This is a genomic window from Streptomyces sp. NBC_00154 (genome assembly GCF_026342835.1).
Classification (GTDB): domain Bacteria; phylum Actinomycetota; class Actinomycetes; order Streptomycetales; family Streptomycetaceae; genus Streptomyces.
Genome location: NZ_JAPEMI010000002.1, coordinates 234,787 through 252,196 on the forward strand (window position 1 = coordinate 234,787; position 17,410 = coordinate 252,196).

Below are 17,410 nucleotides of genomic sequence, written 5' to 3' on the forward strand. Positions count from 1 at the left end.
CCACCTGGTCACCTGCTGATGCCTCTGGTCACCGGGTCGGCGGGGACGAATCGGGGCCTGACTGCGGACCGAAGGCGGTCAGGAAGCGGTCGCGGAAGGTGTCCATTTTCCACACCGGAGCGGACGGGCCGGGCTTCAGGCCGTCCTGCCAGCCCCAGCCGGAAACACGGTCCATCACGGCCGGATCGCGGGCGACGATCGCGACCGGTACGTCCCGGCCGAACTCGCCGCCGGTGACGGTCGTCACCGGCTGGTGGTCACCGAGGAAGACGAGCACCGTGTTGTCGTCGCCGTACTTCTCCACGTAGGAGATGAGGCTGTGCAACGAGTACTCGATGGCACGCCGGTACTCGGTTCGCACCTGGGCGGGGTCCCGCCACACTTCTTTGGGGTCCTTGCCGGCCTTCTTCATGGCGTAGTACACCGAGCCGTCACCGACCTCGTCCCAGCCGGTCATCCTTGGTATCGGCGCCCAGGGATTGTGACTGGAGGCGAGAATGATCTCTGCCATCAATGGGTCGCGCCCCGGCTTGCCGTGCTCCAGGCGTTCGAACGCGGACAGACTGTACTGGTCGGGTACGGGCGTCCAGCTGAACTTCGGGCCCTTGTACGCGAGCTGCCGGGAGTCGTGGATGTGGTCGAGGCCGAAGAATTTCCCCTCCGGCCAGGCCCGGGTGACGCCCGGCATGATGCCGACCGTCCGCCAGGCGTTGGCGCGCCGGAAGGCGCCGGTGAGCGTCAGGCGGTTGCTCGAGGTGACGCTGCGATAGCGCTGCTGATTGTCGATCCACAGGCCTGACATGAAGGTGGTGTGGGCCAGCCAGCTACCGGCGCCCGTCGTCGGGGAGGTGAGCCAGCCGCTTCGCGAGGAGAACCCCGCCGCGCTCAGCCGACTGGTCCCGTCCGCGAGCACCGCGTCGACCTGTGACGCCATCGCCGGGTCCTCGACTGCGGAGCGGCCGTAGCTTTCGATGAAGGTGAAGATGACATCCTTGCCGCGCAGCCCGGTCAGCAGCTGGTCGGCCGGGGTGTCGCCGAAGGCATCGACGGCAGACTCCTTCCGGAACTCCCGCTCGTCCCTGAGGCCGGCACGCACCGAGTCGGCACGGTCCTCGACGAGGGTGGCCGTGTTCCTGGAAGCGACCGGCACACCGGCGATCTGCGTGCCGAGTGCCGTGAAGGTGATCCAGGCGGTCCCGAGCACCAAGGTGGTACGGGTCGCCACGGCGCTGTGCCGGACCGAGAGGCGGCTCAGCCGGACCACGGCCAGCGTCATGAAGGCGAGCAAGGCGAGAGCGAGGGCCGCGATCCCGATCAGCGCACCGATCGCGTCGGCCCGGCCGACCGAGTCCCTGAGGAACGCCTCTGCATCGTCGAGCAGGATCCAGTCGAGTACCGGATCGAACGGCCGGTCGAGACTCGCGTAGAAACCCATGTCGAGGAACTTCACGATGGTCAGCAGGCCGAGGCCCACCCCGGCGAGCACCGCCATCACCCGCCTCACCTTCGGCGGCAGGACGAGCAGTATGGCGACGCCGAGGATCCCCTCCACCGGAATGCGGGCGAATGCGCCGGGCGTGAGTCGGCTGACCTGGTTCGGCAGAAGAAGGGCGAAGAGCACGAGCGCGGTGGCCAGCGCAGTGGTCACCCACGCCACGCTCCGCACCGCGACCGGATGCCTTTCCCGCCGGCCACGGGCGACGGCCTCGCCGGGGTCGTCACCTGCGGCGCCGTCCGGGCCCGCGGCGTCACAGCCTGGGACGTGCTCCGGGGAACCGTCCCGTGTCGGGCTCTCCTCAGTGCGTGCGCTATCTGTATGGGGCGGGACCGGAGCGTGGTCAGGGTGCGACACCCGAAGATCCTTCCGTGCGAAGCCAAATGGTGGCACGGCGGACCAGGTTGGGGGGCCGGATTCCGCCACCCATCATGTACGGCTTGGAGGCGGCTCCAGTTCAAGCAAGCACTGCGGTTTCGTGGGAAAGCTGAACGCGTCGTCGGTTCGGGGGTGTCTGGGCTTTTCGTGCCGTTCCTAGCCAGTGTGCATGAGTGAGTCTTGGACCCACTGCTGCGTGCTGGGCGCATCCCGAACGGTGTTGGATGCGCTGGGTTCCCGCTTTCGCTTCCCGCTCGGCGACGGCCCTCCGGGGGGCCGGTCCGTGGTGGGTGGGCGGGTTCCCTCACGCTCCCGGTCACCTGGTCCGGCCTGGGCGGTCCGATGCCCCGCACGATCACTCCGGTCGTGTGGGGGCGGTGCCGTCCGACGCCGGACCGGGTGTCCGAGGGCGCGTCGTCCGATCGCGATACCTGCGGCATCGTGACGGGACATGGTGCGGTGGGGGGTGGCCCGGTTGGCTTCCATGCGGTCGGCTCACTCCGCACCCCGGTGCGCGAACTCCCGCTCACCACCGCTCACTTCGGCTCAGTAAATTGACAACAGCTCACAACCCCTGGGCGAGAATGAGCCTGGCCGACCAGTCGGCTCGCCACCGTCGTCAGCGCAACGGTGCGGTTGCGGACCCACGACGCCCAGTCGAACCGGTCGCCTCAGAGGGTCACCCACAGCAGCAGTGCGCTGACCCCGCTCATGATGAGGACGGCACCCAGATAGTCGATCTTCACCTCCCTGCGGACCGTGGGCAGCTTCAGGGACAGCTGGAGCAGCACGATCGCGAGCAGGGCGAACGGCACACCGATGAAGAAGCACCGGCGCCACCCCAGCCAGGAGATGTCCACGAGCACGCCGCCGATGAGCGGTCCCGCGACGGTGCCGACGGCGAAGACGGCGCCGAAGACCCGGACGCCGTCATGAACCACGAAGCCGCTGTGCGATCGAGCCGGTGTCAGTGCTTCGATGGAATGCTGTTCGCATGGACGAGCTCATGCGGCAGCGTCGCGTCTACGGCGCCGACCACGACGACCCCGACCCCGGACCGAAAGCGGGCCACGAGTACCGGGAGCTGGTCGGCGGCCCCCTCGACGGCCTGCTCGTGGACGTCACCGGGTGGACCGATGCAGCGCTGCGCGAAGGCGCGAGGCTGATCACGGAGATCGGGGCCTACGGTCCTGGCGGGCGGGCCGAGTACAAGCCCAGGCTGGTCGAACCTTTGAAGTGGGACTGGCGTGGTGACACCCCCTGACCGGTGATCCAGCTGCACGCCCACGACTGAGGCGACGGGTGCCCGCCGAGATCGGGCTCGACCCGGAGACAGTCGACGCACTCGCTCCCAAGGCCTGACCGCGCGCGTCGGCTGTATCCCGAGCGGATGGCGACGGTGTACGCCGAGCGGGTTGGTCGGTTCTGGTGAGACCGGTGGAGAATCCGGCACCACTTACCCAACAGGGGGTACCCGCCGGGCCTCAGGGAGCGCAGAGCCCGGCCGCCGGGTGGGAAATGGCACCGGCGGCCGGGTGGCAGGGGTGATGCGGGTGCGAGCCAGGGGTGAACAACAGTTCCCACTTTTTTCAGTGGATATCCGTCATCCTCAGTGAATAACCTGATGTCGTGAAGCTTTCCGAGTGGGCGGCGCGCAACGGCGTGCATTACCAGACCGCGTGGACCTGGGCGAAGGAGGGCCGTATGCCGGTCCCGGTTGTCCAGACGCCGTCGGGTACGTGGCTCGTGACCGAGCCCGCCGCGCAGGCTGCGGGACGGGTCGTGGTGTACTGCCGTGTCTCGTCCGGTGACCGGAAAGCGGACCTGGAGCGTCAGGTCGCCCGGACCGTGCAGGGCGCAACGGCTCAGGGCCTCATGGTCGCTGACGTGGTGACGGAGGTCGGCTCCGGCTTGAACGGGCGTCGCCGCAAGCTGTACCGGCTGCTCGCCGACCCGGGTGTCGGCACGATCGTGGTCGAGCACCGCGACCGCCTCGCCCGGTTCGGCGTCGAGCACCTCGAAGGAGCCCTCTCGGCCTCGGGGCGACGCCTGGTCGTCCTTGACCCGGCGGAGACGGCCGACGACCTCGTACGGGACATCACCGAGGTCCTGACCTCGATGTGCGCACGCCTGTACGGCCGCCGCTCCGCGAAGAATCGCGCCGACCGGGCCATCGCCGTCGCCACCGGCCCGGATGTGGCCGGATGAAGAAGTTCAAGCCGCAGCCCGGCTTCAACGTCCTCGCGCACAAGCTCGCGCTGGATCCGAACGCCACGGCCAACCGCCACCTGCACTCGCACGCAGGTGCCGCGCGGTCCGCGTACAACTGGGCGGTCGCGTACGTCACTGCCGTGTGGTGGCAGCGTAAGGCCGAGCAGTCGTACGGCATCTGCGAGGACGAGCTGACTCAGTGGCGGTCGTGGTCGCTGCCCTCGCTGCGGAAGGCGTTCAACGAGGACAAGCGCACCAACCCGCGCTTCGCCGGCTGGTGGGAGGAGAACTCCAAGGAGGCATACAACACCGGTCTGGCAGGCGCGTCGGCTGCGTTCGAAAACTATGCGAAGTCGAAGAGCGGTAAGCGCAAGGGTCCAAGGATGGGCATCCCGCGCTTCAAGTCGAAGCGAACAGCGCGCCTGACCTGCCGGTTCACTACCGGAACGATCCGTATCGAGCCTGACGGCAGGCATATCACCCTGCCCAGGATCGGCACGGTCCGCCTCCACGAGGACGCCTCCCACCTGCGGGCCCTCGCCGACGCCGGGAACATGCGGATCCTGTCCGCGACCGCACGTCTTAACCGGGGGCGCTGGTTCGTGTCGTTGCAGGTCGAGGAGAAGCACGAGCTGGTCAAGGTTGCCCGTCCGGACACGGCGGTCGGTATTGACCTCGGCATCAAGACCCTGGCCGTCCTCGCGGACAGCGACGGTGTCCTTGGCGCAGAACCCAACCCACGCCACCTCGACCGCGCGCAGAAACAGCTGCGTCGCGCCAGCCGTGTCGTCTCGCGTCGGCATGGCCCCGACCGGCGCACCGGGCAGCAGGCCTCCCGCCGCTGGGAGAAGGCCAGTCAGGCGCGGAATAAGATCCATCACCGGGTCGCGAACCTCCGCGAGGACACCCTCCACCAGATGACGACCCGCCTCGCCTGCGAGTACGGCACGATCGTCATCGAAGACCTGTGCGTCGCCGGAATGGGCCGCAACCGGCGCCTGTCCCGCCGCGTCGCGGACGCCGCGTTCGGCGAGATCCGACGCCAGCTCACCTACAAGACCCGCCGGCGTGGCACGCGACTCATCGTCGCCGACCGCTGGTACCCCTCCTCGAAGACCTGCTCCCGCTGCGGTGCGGTGAAAACCAAACTGCCCCTCAGCATGCGCGTCTTCGAGTGCGACAACTGCGGCCTCGTCCTTAACCGGGACGCCAACGCCGGACACAACCTGGTCGCCCTCGCGGCCCGCACCACAGGTACCGGAGTGGCCGGAGACCTGGACAACGCCGTCGAGGCGGAGTCGAAGCCCCGTGGAGCCGACCGGAAGACCCGCGTCACCCGCCCGCGCCGCAAGGCCGGGACGGGGCGGGCAGGTGGCGCGATCCCCAGCCCCCGGGCCGGGAAGGAAACGGGAGACCGTCAACAGGACACCGGCGCGCAACTCGCGCTCTGATGACCCGTTACGGACCATTCCGGTGGAAACCTCGGGATTGCTGAGATCGCTTGATGATCAAAGCAACGGCTAACGGTCCTGGTCCGCGCCCAGGTTCGGCGGGGTCGGGATACGGTTGCCGAAGTAATCGCGGGTGATTCCGTCGGCGACCGGGATTCCCGTGCCGAGTGCCGGGGAGCCCGCGCGCAGGCGGACGTCGCGCGGGGCGGTCGGGGAGGCCGAGGCGAAGAGCGGGTCGGCGGTGAGGGCAGAGGTTTCGAGGGGCTGGGCCGTGCGCCAGTAGAGGTTGTTTTTGTAGACGCTCCGGGTGTCGTTGATCGGGGAACCGCCGGACGCCCCGACGAAGATGTTGTTGCGGAAGGTGACCCCGGTCGGGCCGTTGTCGGAGACGAGGGCCGTGTTCGCCTCGTCGGTGACGACGGTGTTGCCGTAGATCCGGGTGTCGGTGGTGGCGGCGCAGACGACCGAGATCACGCCGTACGGGGACATCGTGTTGCGATCGTTGATGCTGATGTTGTGGCGGACCCGGTTGCCGTCGGTGGTCATCCCCGCGCCGTTGCAGATCAGCAGGAAGCCGCCCTCGTTGTCGTGACTGTAGTTGTACTGGTAGACGTTGCGGTTGTTGCCGCCGTCGATGTCGTACGCCATCGAGTCGAGGGTGCCGTGACCGCCGGTCACCTCGTTGTACTGGTAGAGGACATCGTCCGAATTCCAGGCCCAGATACCGGCGTTGTAGCCGGCCGAGCGCATGTTGAAGCCGTTCACGTAGTTGTGCTCGACCAGTGCGCCCTTCGCGGTCTGTACGACGATGCCGTCGCCGCCCACGTCGTGCACCTTGTTGCGCTGGATCCGCAGGCCGGTGATCGCCTCCCAACTGGTGCCGGGGCCGTTCGGGTGCTCGGCCCTGCGGCCCCAGCTGGAGCTGGTGCCGATGCCGGTGCGGTCGGTGCGGCGGACGGTCGAGTCCTCGATCCGTACGCCGTCGAAACGGGTCGGGACCGCCGAGCCGGTGACGGAGAAGAGGATGCCGCCGCTGGGGTCGGGGTCCTTGAAGTCGGCGCCGTTGACGTCGTGCACGTCCACCCCGTCGACGACGTAGTGGCTGCCCACGCCGTGGTCGGTGAGCCGCACGAGCAGTCCCGCGCGGCGGTCCGTCGTGGTGTGCGCGCCGGTGTTGGAGATGTCGAGGTTGCGCAGCTCCCAGCCCTCGACGTTGAACAGGTACACGGCGGCCCTGGCACCCCCGCCCTCGATGTGCGGCTTCGCCCCCTTCCCGTACGCGTCGATGGAGATCGGCTCCGCGGCCGTTCCGGAACCGGTCGGGGCGAGCACCCCGGTGCAGGTGCGGCCACGCCGCAGCAGCAGCCGGTCGCCCGGCTCGTACGCGCGCGAGGCCTTGGTGAGGGTGCGCCATGCCGTGCCGCTGTTCGTGCCCGATGCCTGGTCAGTGCCGCGCAGACAGTCCACGTAGTACGTGGTGCCTGACGTTCTGCCGGGTCCTTCGTGTGCGGAAGCGGCGGCCGGGAGCAGACCGGTCACGCTCACCGCGGCCGCGAGCGCGGTCACGGCTGCCTTGCTGCGTATCAGGGAGATCGACATGGCCGGAAACTAGCCAGGCGGCCGACATCCGGGCCATGGACGTACATAGCCGGTACTTGGATCTCTGGCTGGTTCGTCCGCAACGGCTGCCGCACCGTCCCAATGCGTCCTCCCGCCCGATCCGCGCCCCGCGCCGCAGCTGCGGGGCAGCTCCGACGACGTCAGGTCGCAGGACAGCACGGGCGCCCCCGCCGAGAAAAATCTTCCGCCACCCGCTGCGGGAGTTTTCCTGCCCGTCGCCGAGTGGAACGACACTCTAGGCTTCCACCCGGCACCGGCCACGACCCCAGGAGCGCACACCGTGTTCGACCCCGCAGCGGAGCCCCCGTACCCCGATGGCCACCGACCGGACGAGGAGCCCGCTCCGCACGCACTGTTGTCGCCCGTGATCGGCTTCCTGGGCACCTGGCGCGGCCGCGGACGCGGCGGGTACCCGACGCTTGCCGGGGACTTCGAATACGCGCAGGAGGTCACCTTCAGTCACGACGGCCGCCCCTTCCTTCGCTATGAGGCCCGGGCCTGGCTGCTCGATGCCGACGACGCACCGCTGCGTCCGGCGGCCCGGGAGAGCGGCTGGTGGCGGCTCCAGCCCGACGGCCGCGTGGAGGCACTGATCACCCAGCCCACCGGCATCGCGGAGATCGCGGTCGGCCGTGCGACCGACAACACGGTCGACCTCTCCACCCACGAGGTGGCCCTCACCCCCACCGCCAAGGAGGTCACTGCCACCCGCCGCCGTTATGCCCTGGCCGACGACGCCACGCTCACGTTCGTCCACGACCTCGCGGCAGTCGGTCAGCCGTTGCAACACCATCTCTCGGCACGGCTGCGACGCGGTAAGTAGACCGCGCCTGCGTCACGTGTACGGGGGTGGAGCCGTTCGTAGAAACCCGTTTCGGTCGTCGCTGAGGTGCCTCTACTGTGGCGCGGTGATGACACAGATGATCGTTCTCAACGGTGGCTCCAGCTCGGGGAAGTCCGGGATCGCCCGGTGTCTGCAGGCGTTGCTGCCGGATCCTTGGCTGTCCTTCGGGGTCGACACACTGATCGAGGCGATGCCCGCGTCCGTGCGGACGTCGGATGCGGGCATCGTGTTCGCTCCGGACGGTGAGGTGATCGTCGGTCCTGAGTTCCGGACGTTGGAAACGGCGTGGATCGAAGGGCTTGCCACCATGACCCGTGCGGGTGCACGCATCATCGTTGATGAGGTCTTCCTCGGCGGAGCGGCGTCCCAGCAGCGGTGGCAGCAGGCTCTTGGCGGACTGCAGGTGCTGTGGGTAGGCGTCAGGTGCGACGCCACGATTGCCGCGGGCCGCGAGATCGCACGTGGTGACCGGGTTGCCGGGATGGCGGTGTCACAGGCGGATGCGGTCCACCGGGGCGTGTTCTACGACCTGGAGGTGGATGCGACGCATACCGAGTCGATGGAGTGTGCGCGGACCATCGTCACCCAGGTCAAGTGATCGACAGCCCGGGTGCCCGCTGTCCTGACCGCGGTGCCGGGACGGTCAGGCAGCTGCGGTGAGGGAGCGTCCGCCCCAGCGGATGCCGCCCCGGTGATCCGGCTCCAGTCCCCGAACCCTTCGCTGACGCGGTCCTCGACCGCGTAGGACTGTCAGTGCCAGGGGCGTGTGTCCTGCGCGGGCAGCGGGCGCAAGGTGGGCCAGCGTTCCAGCAGGCGTACGGCCATTGCCGCGCTGAGTTGACCGAGTGCGTGCAGATCGTCGTGGTCGCGGGTCTGGTCGGCGACTGCGCCGAGCCGGTGGACGAGGCGCTCCCGAGCGGAAATGTAGCCCCACTCGAAGTCCTCTGCCGGTACCCGTGCGAGGTGGTCGACCGACTCGCGGTGGGCGCGTTCGACGAGCGCGTCACCTCGGATCAGCCAGCCGGCGCAGGCGTCGGCGAGGTCCCCGGGGACATCCGTGCCGGTGAGGCTCCGCCAGGTGGCACGGTAGATGTCCTCGACTTCCGCCAGCGGCGTGCCGGTGACCGACATGGCGCACCAGCAGGTCGGGAAACCGATGCGGAAGTAGGCGAGTTCGACCAGACCGTTGCCCAGCGACGCCTGTTCGAAGTCGACGAAACGGACTCCGTTGGCGGTGCGCAGATCGTTGCCGGGGCAGGGGTCTCCGTGGAGCAGCGCATGATGAGGCGTGGGGTCCAGCCGGTCGATGAGGGCGGCGAGTTCGTTCGGCACTGCGGGTGGGACGGGGACGCCGAGCACCTCGGCGAGGGCGATGAAGGACTCGGCGTCGGCGGCCGTCGGCCCGGTCCAAGCGGGGAGCGTGCCTGTATCAGCCGGCCCGGTGAGTGAGTGCAGCCGGGCGAGGGCCTCGGCATAGCCGGGCATCCAGTCGTCAGCCGGTCCAAGATTGTCCAGGTGCTCCAGGACCATCACCCGGGACGCCGGGTCCGTTCCGAGCAGCGCCGGCGCGACGGTCGGTCGGGCGGCCCTTGCGGCGAGCCGCAGCGCGGCGACCTCCCGCGCATAGCGCGCATCCGCGTCGGGCCCGGTGCCCCCTCCGTCAGCGATCTGTTTGACGATCACGCGACCACCACCGCGCAACTCGACCCGCCACACCCGGGAGCGCGGACTGCTGTCCAGCAGTGTGGCGTGCGTGGGGGAGCCCACTACGGAGCGCAGCTCGTCGCTGATCGGCACCTGGGTCGACATGAGGGTCAGCGTAGGGCGTTCTGCCGCACAGGGTACGACCATGTTCAAGTCCAGGATTCAGTGCCTGGACATACGCTCGGGTCACAGCGTTGCTGTGGGGGCCAGGTCAGCAATCAGTCAGCGTCCAACGACCATGGGAGGTTCCGGGGGCCGTCCAGCGGGAACCTCCCACGCCGTGCCGAGGAGTAACCCCGGCTAACGCTGTTCTAGGCGTGCCGGAGTGCTCCGAGGAGTCATGGTGCTCGCAGCCAAGGTGCCCGGGTGAAGACCGAGTTGCTCGGAACCTTCCGATTACGCCCCGGCTCTCGAGCTCGGCTCCTCGGAGTCACTCGTCGGACAGCTGTGTCCGGCTCGTGCCCACAACTGCCCGGCCGCTACGCATGGCCACGTGCCGCCACCAGGCCGGGCCGGTGTGGGCCGTTGGAGTGGCGGCTGCCCGCCCACATGGCTTTCGGCCCGCACGCCCCGGTCGGCCGGGCTGCGATCTTCGACGAGGTCGTCAGGGCCGCCGACGCCGACGTCCTGTCTCTGGAGAGCGGTGTACGGACCCTGAGAACGGGGCCGGTGCTGCTCGTCGCGGCTGCCCTGTGACAGTGGGTCTTGACCGCTGTCATCGACGTGTTGATCAGCGTGAGCGCGGTGTGGGTCGGGAGGGCAGGGGGTCCTCCATTCGGCCCGTTGTGGTTGCTGGAGGGCGGAGTTGGGGGTGGGCTGGCAGTGCGCCCAGTGCTGGTCGCGGGCGCCAGGAGGGGTGTCCCCCGCGGAACGAGCGGGGACCGATCCCCTCGTCGACCTACACGAGACTTGGAGATTCCCCATGCCCTACCGCAAGGGACAGCACGTGGAGTACCGGGACCATCAGGACGAGATCCAGCGGGGCGAGATCCGGCAGGCCGAGGGCAGCGGTGCACAGACTCGCTATGCCGTCCAGAACGAGATGACCATGCGCGAAGAGAAGATCACGGAGAACCAGATCGAGCGGGAGCTGTAGTAACGGCCCTGCCCACGCAGCCGCCGTCGCACCGAACCGAGGTGCGACGGCGGCTGCTCGTCAGGTTGTGCCGTCCTGGCTCTTGGAGCGGCCCGTCGCCCGCCGACAGGCCCGCGCTCATCCCGCCCTGGGGGAGGCCGGTGAGCGCGCGAGCTGCGTGCCGCCACTTCGGGGGCGGGGGGTGGCGGCACGCAGCGGTTCCGAGAGGGTGTCCGCGGTCAGTGGCGGGTGGGGGTCAGGTCAGCGGCGGTGTCCGCGGTCGTTGTTGTGGTGGTCGCGGTCGTGGTTGCGGTGGTCGCGGTCACGGCCCCAGGACTCGGTGTCGACGGTCCGGCCGTAATTGTCGCGCAGGGTGGCCGTGTCGGAGTAGTTGCTCCAGACGTAGTCGGTGCGGCGGTCCTGGTAGACGTCGGTGCGGGTGTCGTAGCCGCGTCCGGTGTGGACGCGGACGGTGGCCCGGCCGGCCAGACGGAGGTCGTCGAAGCGGTAACGGTTGCCGTCCCGGTCCGAGAGTGTCCATCCGTTCAGATTCACCGGCCGGTAACCGGTGTTGGTGACCTCGACCCATTCCCCGTTCAGCGAACGGTTGGAGTAGTCGTCACGGCCCGGGCTGTCGTACTGGATGCTGCCGAGCACCACACGCGAGTACGACTGGTGGTGACGGCCACGGTTGTGGCCGTCGTCGGCGGATGCCGGCATCGCCACGACGGCGACAACGGAACCGGCCGCCAGACCGGTAGCGACGAGACGACGGACAGTACGAGAAGCAGACACGTGATGTCCCCTCAAGTAGAGGCGCCCAGGCCCAGGTCAGAGCCATGCTGCGCGGTGCGGGTCCCGGCTCAACAAGCCGAGGACCCACACTCTGAACCACCCGCCCGCCTGTCGAAGGCGGCTTCGGCCTGCGTTACAAAATGCGGATATTTCCGTAACCGATGACTGTAACGGTCACAGACCCCGTATGAGCGTGGCCCTGACATTCGCTGAGTACGGCAACCACCCCGGCCACCCGCGCCAGCAAGCCCTTTCCGGCCCCTCCGTACACCGCGCCGCACCACCCCACGCCCCACCACCGGTCGCATAAATCGGGTAACAGGCACAATGCTTCACAGTTCGGACATCGATGCGGTGATCACACGTCTGCGCGAGCGCGGGAGGAGTACCTCGCGCTCGCCGAGCGGCGTCCACCGAAAGAGTGTTTCGGTGGACGCCGGGATTGGGGGACCCGAGCTACAGGCCGATGTCCCTGCGGCTCATGTCGTCCAGTGATTCGCGGCGTACGAGTACGCGTGCGGTGCCGTCGGACACCGCGATGACGGGCGGTCGGCCGATCATGTTGTAACCGGAGGCCATGGAGAGGTGATAGGCCCCGGCCGCCGGAACGGCGAGGAGGTCGCCGGGGCGTATGTCGCCCGGGAGTGCCACGTCGTCGGCGAGGACGTCGCCGGCTTCGCAGTGCCGGCCCACGACGGTGACGAGGCGGGGCGGCACCGACGAGCGGCGGCCGATGAGGCGGGGTGCGTACTGCACGCCGTAGAGCGCGGGCCGGGGGTTGTCGCTCATGCCACCGTCGACGGCGACGAACGTGTGCTCGCCGGTGCGCTTGACGGCGAGCACATGGTAAACGACGACTCCGGCCGGTCCGACGATTGCGCGGCCGGGCTCGAGGGTGAGCCGGGGCACGGGGAGCCCGGCGCGGGCGCAGCCGTCCTCCAGCTCGGCGCGGACCCGCCCGGCCAGCACGGCCACGTTCATGCTCTCCTCACCGGGCCGGTACGCGATGGCGTGGCCACCGCCGATGTTCAGCTGAGGAAGGGCGATGCCGTGCTGGTCCCTGATCCGGGCCATCAGGCCGACCATGCGCCGCACGGCGACGACGTACGGCTTGACCGCGGCGATCTGCGAGCCGATGTGGCAGTGCAGGCCGACGAGTTCCAGGTGCCGCTGGTCGAGTATCCGGGTGACCGCGTGCTGCGCGGATCCGTCCGTGATCGACAGGCCGAACTTCTGGTCGTCGGTGCCGGTGCGGACCTTGGCGTGCCCGCCGGCGGCGATGCCGGGGACCACCCGAACCATGACCTTCTGGCGGGTGTCGGCGGGGGTGATCGCGGCGAGGCGGGCGATCTCGGACGTGCTGTCCACGACGATGCGTCCGACACCGAGCCGAATGGCGGTGCGCAGGTCCTCGGGGCTCTTGGCGTTGCCGTGCATCACGATGTTTTCGGGCGGGAAGCCGGTGGTGACGGCGAGCGCAAGTTCCCCTGCGGAGCAGACGTCCAGGCCCAGACCCTCTTCTTGCACCCAGTGCGCGAGCGCACGGCACAGGAACGCCTTGGCGGCGTAGACGATGTCGGCTTCGGGGAACGCCGTGCGGTACGCACGGCAGCGCTCGCGGACCTCCTGTTCGTCCAGTACGTAGACAGGGGTGCCGAAGCGGTCGGCCGCCTCGGCGAGGGAAACCCCGCCGACGGAGACGTCCCCGCCGGCCTCGGGGCGGGTGGAGCGCGGCCAGACGGACAGGCCGTCGGCGGTGCCGAGGATTCGGGACAAGGCCTGGGGATCCGAGGGCAGGGAAGCCGGGCGCGACGCCGGAAGCGTGGACGCAAGGGGCGACGGAACGGAAACTGACATGGCGTCTCCTCAGCCGATCAGCAGGTTCAGACACGCGACGACAGCAGCCGCGCCAGTCACTCGCAGGACACCGACGTGCTGGGGATGCCATTCACTCGAGGAGCGCGCTCGTTCGCTGTCCCTGGAGACCGAATCGGTTGTCGCGGGGGCGGAGAACTGCGGGTCGACAGTGAGGGCGGTCACACCCAGGGGGGCTGCGAGAGCGCGCAGCGCGGGTTCGGAGAGCCTGATGCAGGCCTGGTCCGTGCCGAGAGTGGCGGTGAGCTTCGCCGCCGAGGTGAATCCGACGGCCGTGCGGCCGCCCAGAGGGGTGCGGAAGAATCGGGTCGTACAACCAGAGGGCCCCGACCGGACAGGGACGTAGAGGAGTCCGGCCGGGAACCGTTCAGAAGGCTCGGGGTCCTCGGGAAACTCGAGTGGAGACATGGTGCTGCTCCTCGCAGATGGCGACTGGCGCCGCCCGGTCGGACCGGCCGGGCGCTCCACCGAAGCTATGCCGGCCCACCGGAGATGAGCCCCCACACTGACGGATGCTTGACGCCGAGCCCCCACCCCGTAACGCGACGCTGACGGGCACGGTGTTCCTGGTCACCATGGCGTCAGGGCCTTCGGGGCGAACCCGCAGGGGCGGCTTCGGTCGGCTCGGTGTGCACGAGCAGGGCCGCCGCAAGCCCTGACCTCCCCTTTACCTTCTCCTGGCACACTGGCCCGCACCTGGCGAAGGAGTACTTCATGTCGATGGTCGGCAGTCTGCGCAAAGTCGCCCGTCTGGCGCGGCGGGGGCGGCCTGTGGACCTCAGCCACCCGGCCCGTTCGCCGCTGGGCTCCACCGTGGTCAACTGCGTCATCTACCGCGACGGCGTCCGCCAGGAGGCCGCCCCCAGCGTCGAGGAATCCGTCGCCCGTGTACGCAAGCGTGGCGACGGCTTCGTATGGCTCGGCCTGCACGAGCCCACCGAGGCGGAGTTCGTGCGGGTTGCCGCACTGTTCGGTCTGCACCCGCTCGCCGTCGAGGACGCCGTCCACGCCCACCAGCGGCCCAAGGTCCAGCAGTACGGCGATATCCTGTTCGCCGTCTTCAAGTCGGTTGCCTACATCGAGCACGAGGAACTGACGGCCACCAGCGAGGTGGTGGACACCGGCGAGATCATGGTCTTCGCCGGACCCGACTTCGTGGTGACCGTACGGCACGGACACCACGGCTCCCTGGGCGCCCTGCGCGAAGGCCTCGAAGCGGTCCCGCGTCAACTGGCCAAGGGGCCGGCCGTTGTGCTCCACGCCATCGCCGACCACGTCGTCGACGACTACCTGACCGTCACCGATGCTGTCCAGGACGACATCGACCAGGTCGAGACGGACGTCTTCTCACCGCAGGGCTCCCCGAGCGCCGACGCCGGGCGCATCTACCAGCTCAAGCGCGAGCTTCTGGAACTCAAGCGGGCTGTGGTCCCGCTCGGCCGCCCCCTCCAGGTGCTGGCCACTCAGTCGATGCGCTCCGTCGACCGCGAGATACAGGCGTACTTCCGTGACGTCGCCGACCACCTGGCCCGCGTCATCGAGCAGATCACCGACTTCGACGCGTTGCTCGACTCCATCCTCCAGGCCCACCTCGCCCAGGTCACCGTCGGCCAGAACGAGGACATGCGGAAGATCACCGCCTGGGCCGCGATCATCGCTGTGCCGACGATGGTGTGCGGCGTCTACGGCATGAACTTCGACCACATGCCCGAACTGCACTGGCGTTTCGGCTACCTGTTCGCTCTCGCCGTCATCGCGACCGCTTGCCTCGTCATCCACCGGGGCTTCAAGCGCAACGGCTGGCTGTGACCCTCGATGCTGCACCCGCGCCACGCGTATCCCGTATGTCACCGCCACACCCTCAGGCCGCTGCCCCGGTCATTTCCGGGGTCGCGGTGAAAGCGGGGCGCGGGGCCTGCGATGTGCCGGCTCCGCTGCCGTTGTGCGCCAACAGGGCTTTATTCCAGGGAACTTGAGTCAGCGCCCGAGAGCGGGAGCCGCATGCTCGTTACTTCGGGCGCCACTTGGCCGGAGTCCCGGGCACAGTCGTTCGTGAGATCCGACGCCACTGGACCGTCACGCTTCCTTCGCTGTGCAACGCGTCGACCAAGTCCTTCGACATTGCTGTCAGGGTTGGTCCGCCAGGGCGGCAGCGAAACGTGCCGCGAGCGTCGCGACCGCGGCACGGAGTTCTTGCCCGCCGTCGACGCGGAAGGCGAACGGCACACTCGCCAACCACTCCTGCGCGTACATCGCCGGATTGCTCGTGCTGCCGACGAGCACGCACCCGTCTCCCGATGGTTCGAGCCGTCCCATGGGAGGCCGGATCCATGGCGCCACCTCATCCAGAGGAGCGTCGAACACGACGTGGGTGGGGAACTCCCACCCGGTGCCCAGGTTCTCTTCCACTGCTGCCACAGGGTCGAGGCCGTCGGGCGGATCGAACCCGTGGGCGGTCTGCTGGACCGCGCGGACCCGGTCGACCCGGTAGGTGCGGATCGCGTCAGCGCGATGGGAGTGACACAGGAGGTACCAGCGCCCGTAGCGGACGACGACCGCCCAGGGGTCCACCTCGGCCTCCCACTCGTTGCCGGACTCGCTCCGATACGTGACCAGCACGCGACGTCTGGCCGCGATGGCAGCGACGAGTGCGCTGGTGGTGGGGGGATCCGGACGGGTCGAGTACCGGTCGGGCGCAGCTGACGCGTGCTCTCGCAGCGCCGCTGCTTGTCGGCCGACGCTCTCGGGCAGCGCCCGGATGACCTTGCCCAGGGCGGAACCGACGAGGTCGTCGACATCGGCTGCTGCCGGCTGGCCGTCGAGCACCGCCATGACCAGGCCAAGTGCCTCGTGCTCCGTGAAGACGACCGGAGGCAGCCTCGTCCCGCGCCCGAGCCGGTACCCGCCATGGCGACCCCGGGTCGACTCCACGGGGACGCCCGCCTCTCGGAGGATGCCGACGTACCGACGTGCGGCCCGCTCCGTGACTCCCAAAGACACGGCGAGTTCGTCGGCCGTCACGCCGGGGCGGTTCCGGAGGATCTCGATGGCGCGCAGAGCTCGTGCGGTGGGGCTGGAATCGTTCGGCACGCGAGCAGATTAGATGGTCACGAGATAAGCAGGAAGTGGATCGTCCGGAATTGGTCCTAGGGTGATGCTCATGACCGAGTTCCGCGAGCAGGACCTCACCGGAGCATGCTTCGAGCGCGTGACCCTCCAGGCCGCCACCTTCACCAAGGTGTCCCTGAATGACGTCCGTATGCACGCAGTTGACTTCACCGGGGCGCAGGTCCGCGGCGCGCTGTTCCATGAGAGCCGCATGCGCGGCGTCGAGTTGGTCGACGTCGAGATCAGCGGCGAGCTGAAGAACGTCGTCGTGAACGGCGTCGACATCGCACCGCTCGTCGACGCCGAACTGAACCGACGCATGCCCGAGCGGGCGAGGATGCGCCCTGACGACGCCGACGGGTTCCGTGAGGCGTGGGCAATCCTGGAGCGGCTCTGGGAGGGCACCGTCACGCGTGCGGGGACATTCCCCGAAGCTGTGCTCCACCGCAGCATCGACGACGAGTGGTCCTTCATCCAGACGCTGCGGCACCTCAACTTCGCCGGCGCCGCGTGGGTGGGCCGGATGATTCTCGGCGACCCCTCGCCGTGGCACCAGTTGGACCTCCCGTGGGACGAGGCACCCGGGTGGGACGGTATCCCGTGGGACCGCGAGGCACGACCCACGCTCGACGAGGTGCTCACGGTCCGACGCGAACGCCAGGCGATGGTCCGCCACGTCATGGAGTCACTCACCGACGAGCAACTCGCCTCTGCGGTGACTCGCACCGAGCCCGGCTGGCCCCGGATGGAGAACTTCCCCTTCAAGGAATGTCTCAGCATCGTCCTCAACGAGGAATGGGAACACCGGCTTTATGCCGAACGTGATCTGACCTCACTGGAGAAAGAGAACTGAT

General features: G+C 68.8%; 16 protein-coding genes and 2 pseudogenes. 9 read left to right on the forward strand and 9 right to left on the reverse strand.

The annotated features are described in order from the left end of the window. Positions 1-28: 28 nt before the first annotated feature. The 3 genes and pseudogenes from OHA03_RS37440 to OHA03_RS37450 form a co-directional block, all read right to left on the reverse strand. On the reverse strand, positions 29-1,921 hold the full coding sequence (locus tag OHA03_RS37440; RefSeq protein ID WP_267008478.1) for a sulfatase: 1,893 nt from the start codon (positions 1,919-1,921) through the stop codon (positions 29-31). A 108-nt stretch (positions 1,922-2,029) separates the two neighbouring features. Continuing rightward, positions 2,030-2,323 (reverse strand): annotated as a pseudogene (locus tag OHA03_RS37445) (IS200/IS605 family accessory protein TnpB-related protein); the annotation flags it as partial. A gap of 137 nt (positions 2,324-2,460) precedes the next feature. Next, positions 2,461-2,793 (reverse strand): annotated as a pseudogene (locus OHA03_RS37450) (MFS transporter); the annotation flags it as partial. 74 nt (positions 2,794-2,867) lie between these two features. On the opposite strand from OHA03_RS37450, the gene OHA03_RS37455 reads away from it, so the two are divergent. The 3 genes from OHA03_RS37455 to tnpB all read left to right on the forward strand — a co-directional run bounded on the left by OHA03_RS37455 (position 2,868) and on the right by tnpB (position 5,535). Next, positions 2,868-3,137, forward strand: a complete 270-nt coding sequence (locus OHA03_RS37455) for a hypothetical protein (protein ID WP_267008479.1) — start codon at positions 2,868-2,870, stop codon at positions 3,135-3,137. A 365-nt stretch (positions 3,138-3,502) separates the two neighbouring features. Next, positions 3,503-4,081: an IS607 family transposase gene (locus OHA03_RS37460; RefSeq protein ID WP_266999821.1), complete on the forward strand. Its 579-nt coding sequence runs from the start codon at positions 3,503-3,505 to the stop codon at positions 4,079-4,081. After that, entirely contained in the window at positions 4,078-5,535 is a 1,458-nt protein-coding gene (gene tnpB, locus OHA03_RS37465; protein WP_267008480.1) for an IS607 family element RNA-guided endonuclease TnpB, read from the forward strand. The genes OHA03_RS37460 and tnpB overlap by 4 nt, the downstream gene beginning before the upstream one ends. A 69-nt stretch (positions 5,536-5,604) precedes the next feature. Here tnpB and OHA03_RS37470 read toward each other — a convergent pair whose 3' ends face one another. After that, positions 5,605-7,134: a right-handed parallel beta-helix repeat-containing protein gene (locus OHA03_RS37470; RefSeq protein ID WP_267008481.1), complete on the reverse strand. Its 1,530-nt coding sequence runs from the start codon at positions 7,132-7,134 to the stop codon at positions 5,605-5,607. 301 nt (positions 7,135-7,435) lie between these two features. Between OHA03_RS37470 and OHA03_RS37475 the strand changes: the two genes are divergently transcribed. Both OHA03_RS37475 and cpt read left to right on the forward strand, forming a co-directional pair. Next, positions 7,436-7,978, forward strand: coding sequence for an FABP family protein (locus OHA03_RS37475; RefSeq protein WP_267008482.1), 543 nt, complete (start codon positions 7,436-7,438; stop codon positions 7,976-7,978). A 97-nt stretch (positions 7,979-8,075) separates the two neighbouring features. Further along, positions 8,076-8,597, forward strand: coding sequence for a chloramphenicol phosphotransferase CPT (gene cpt / locus OHA03_RS37480; protein WP_267009606.1), 522 nt, complete (start codon positions 8,076-8,078; stop codon positions 8,595-8,597). Positions 8,598-8,749: 152 nt separating this feature from the next. On the opposite strand, the gene OHA03_RS37485 is transcribed toward cpt, so the two are convergent. Next, a complete protein-coding gene (locus OHA03_RS37485) occupies positions 8,750-9,808 on the reverse strand; it encodes a phosphotransferase (protein WP_267008483.1) in 1,059 nt (352 codons plus the stop codon). Between the two features lie 420 nt (positions 9,809-10,228). On the opposite strand from OHA03_RS37485, the gene OHA03_RS37490 reads away from it, so the two are divergent. Next, complete coding sequence (locus OHA03_RS37490; RefSeq protein ID WP_267008484.1) at positions 10,229-10,399, forward strand: hypothetical protein; 171 nt, start codon at positions 10,229-10,231, stop codon at positions 10,397-10,399. Between the two features lie 226 nt (positions 10,400-10,625). Continuing rightward, positions 10,626-10,799, forward strand: a complete 174-nt coding sequence (locus OHA03_RS37495; protein ID WP_267008485.1) for a hypothetical protein — start codon at positions 10,626-10,628, stop codon at positions 10,797-10,799. A 240-nt stretch (positions 10,800-11,039) separates the two neighbouring features. On the opposite strand, the gene OHA03_RS37500 is transcribed toward OHA03_RS37495, so the two are convergent. The 3 genes from OHA03_RS37500 to OHA03_RS37510 form a co-directional block, all read right to left on the reverse strand. Continuing rightward, a complete protein-coding gene (locus OHA03_RS37500; RefSeq protein WP_267008486.1) occupies positions 11,040-11,573 on the reverse strand; it encodes a lamin tail domain-containing protein in 534 nt (177 codons plus the stop codon). 456 nt (positions 11,574-12,029) lie between these two features. Beyond that, the gene (lysA, locus tag OHA03_RS37505; protein WP_267008487.1) at positions 12,030-13,430 is read right to left on the reverse strand and encodes a diaminopimelate decarboxylase; all 1,401 of its coding nucleotides are present in this window, start codon (positions 13,428-13,430) and stop codon (positions 12,030-12,032) included. 9 nt (positions 13,431-13,439) lie between these two features. Further along, on the reverse strand, positions 13,440-13,856 hold the full coding sequence (locus tag OHA03_RS37510; protein ID WP_267008488.1) for an SAV_915 family protein: 417 nt from the start codon (positions 13,854-13,856) through the stop codon (positions 13,440-13,442). 306 nt (positions 13,857-14,162) lie between these two features. On the opposite strand from OHA03_RS37510, the gene OHA03_RS37515 reads away from it, so the two are divergent. After that, entirely contained in the window at positions 14,163-15,257 is a 1,095-nt protein-coding gene (locus OHA03_RS37515) for a magnesium and cobalt transport protein CorA (protein ID WP_267008489.1), read from the forward strand. A 318-nt stretch (positions 15,258-15,575) separates the two neighbouring features. Here the strand turns inward: OHA03_RS37515 and OHA03_RS37520 are convergent, their stop codons facing one another. Beyond that, positions 15,576-16,538, reverse strand: a complete 963-nt coding sequence (locus OHA03_RS37520; protein WP_267008490.1) for a YafY family protein — start codon at positions 16,536-16,538, stop codon at positions 15,576-15,578. Positions 16,539-16,608: 70 nt separating this feature from the next. Between OHA03_RS37520 and OHA03_RS37525 the strand changes: the two genes are divergently transcribed. Further along, the gene (locus OHA03_RS37525) at positions 16,609-17,409 is read left to right on the forward strand and encodes a DinB family protein (RefSeq protein WP_267008491.1); all 801 of its coding nucleotides are present in this window, start codon (positions 16,609-16,611) and stop codon (positions 17,407-17,409) included. The last annotated feature ends 1 nt before the right edge of the window (position 17,410 follow it).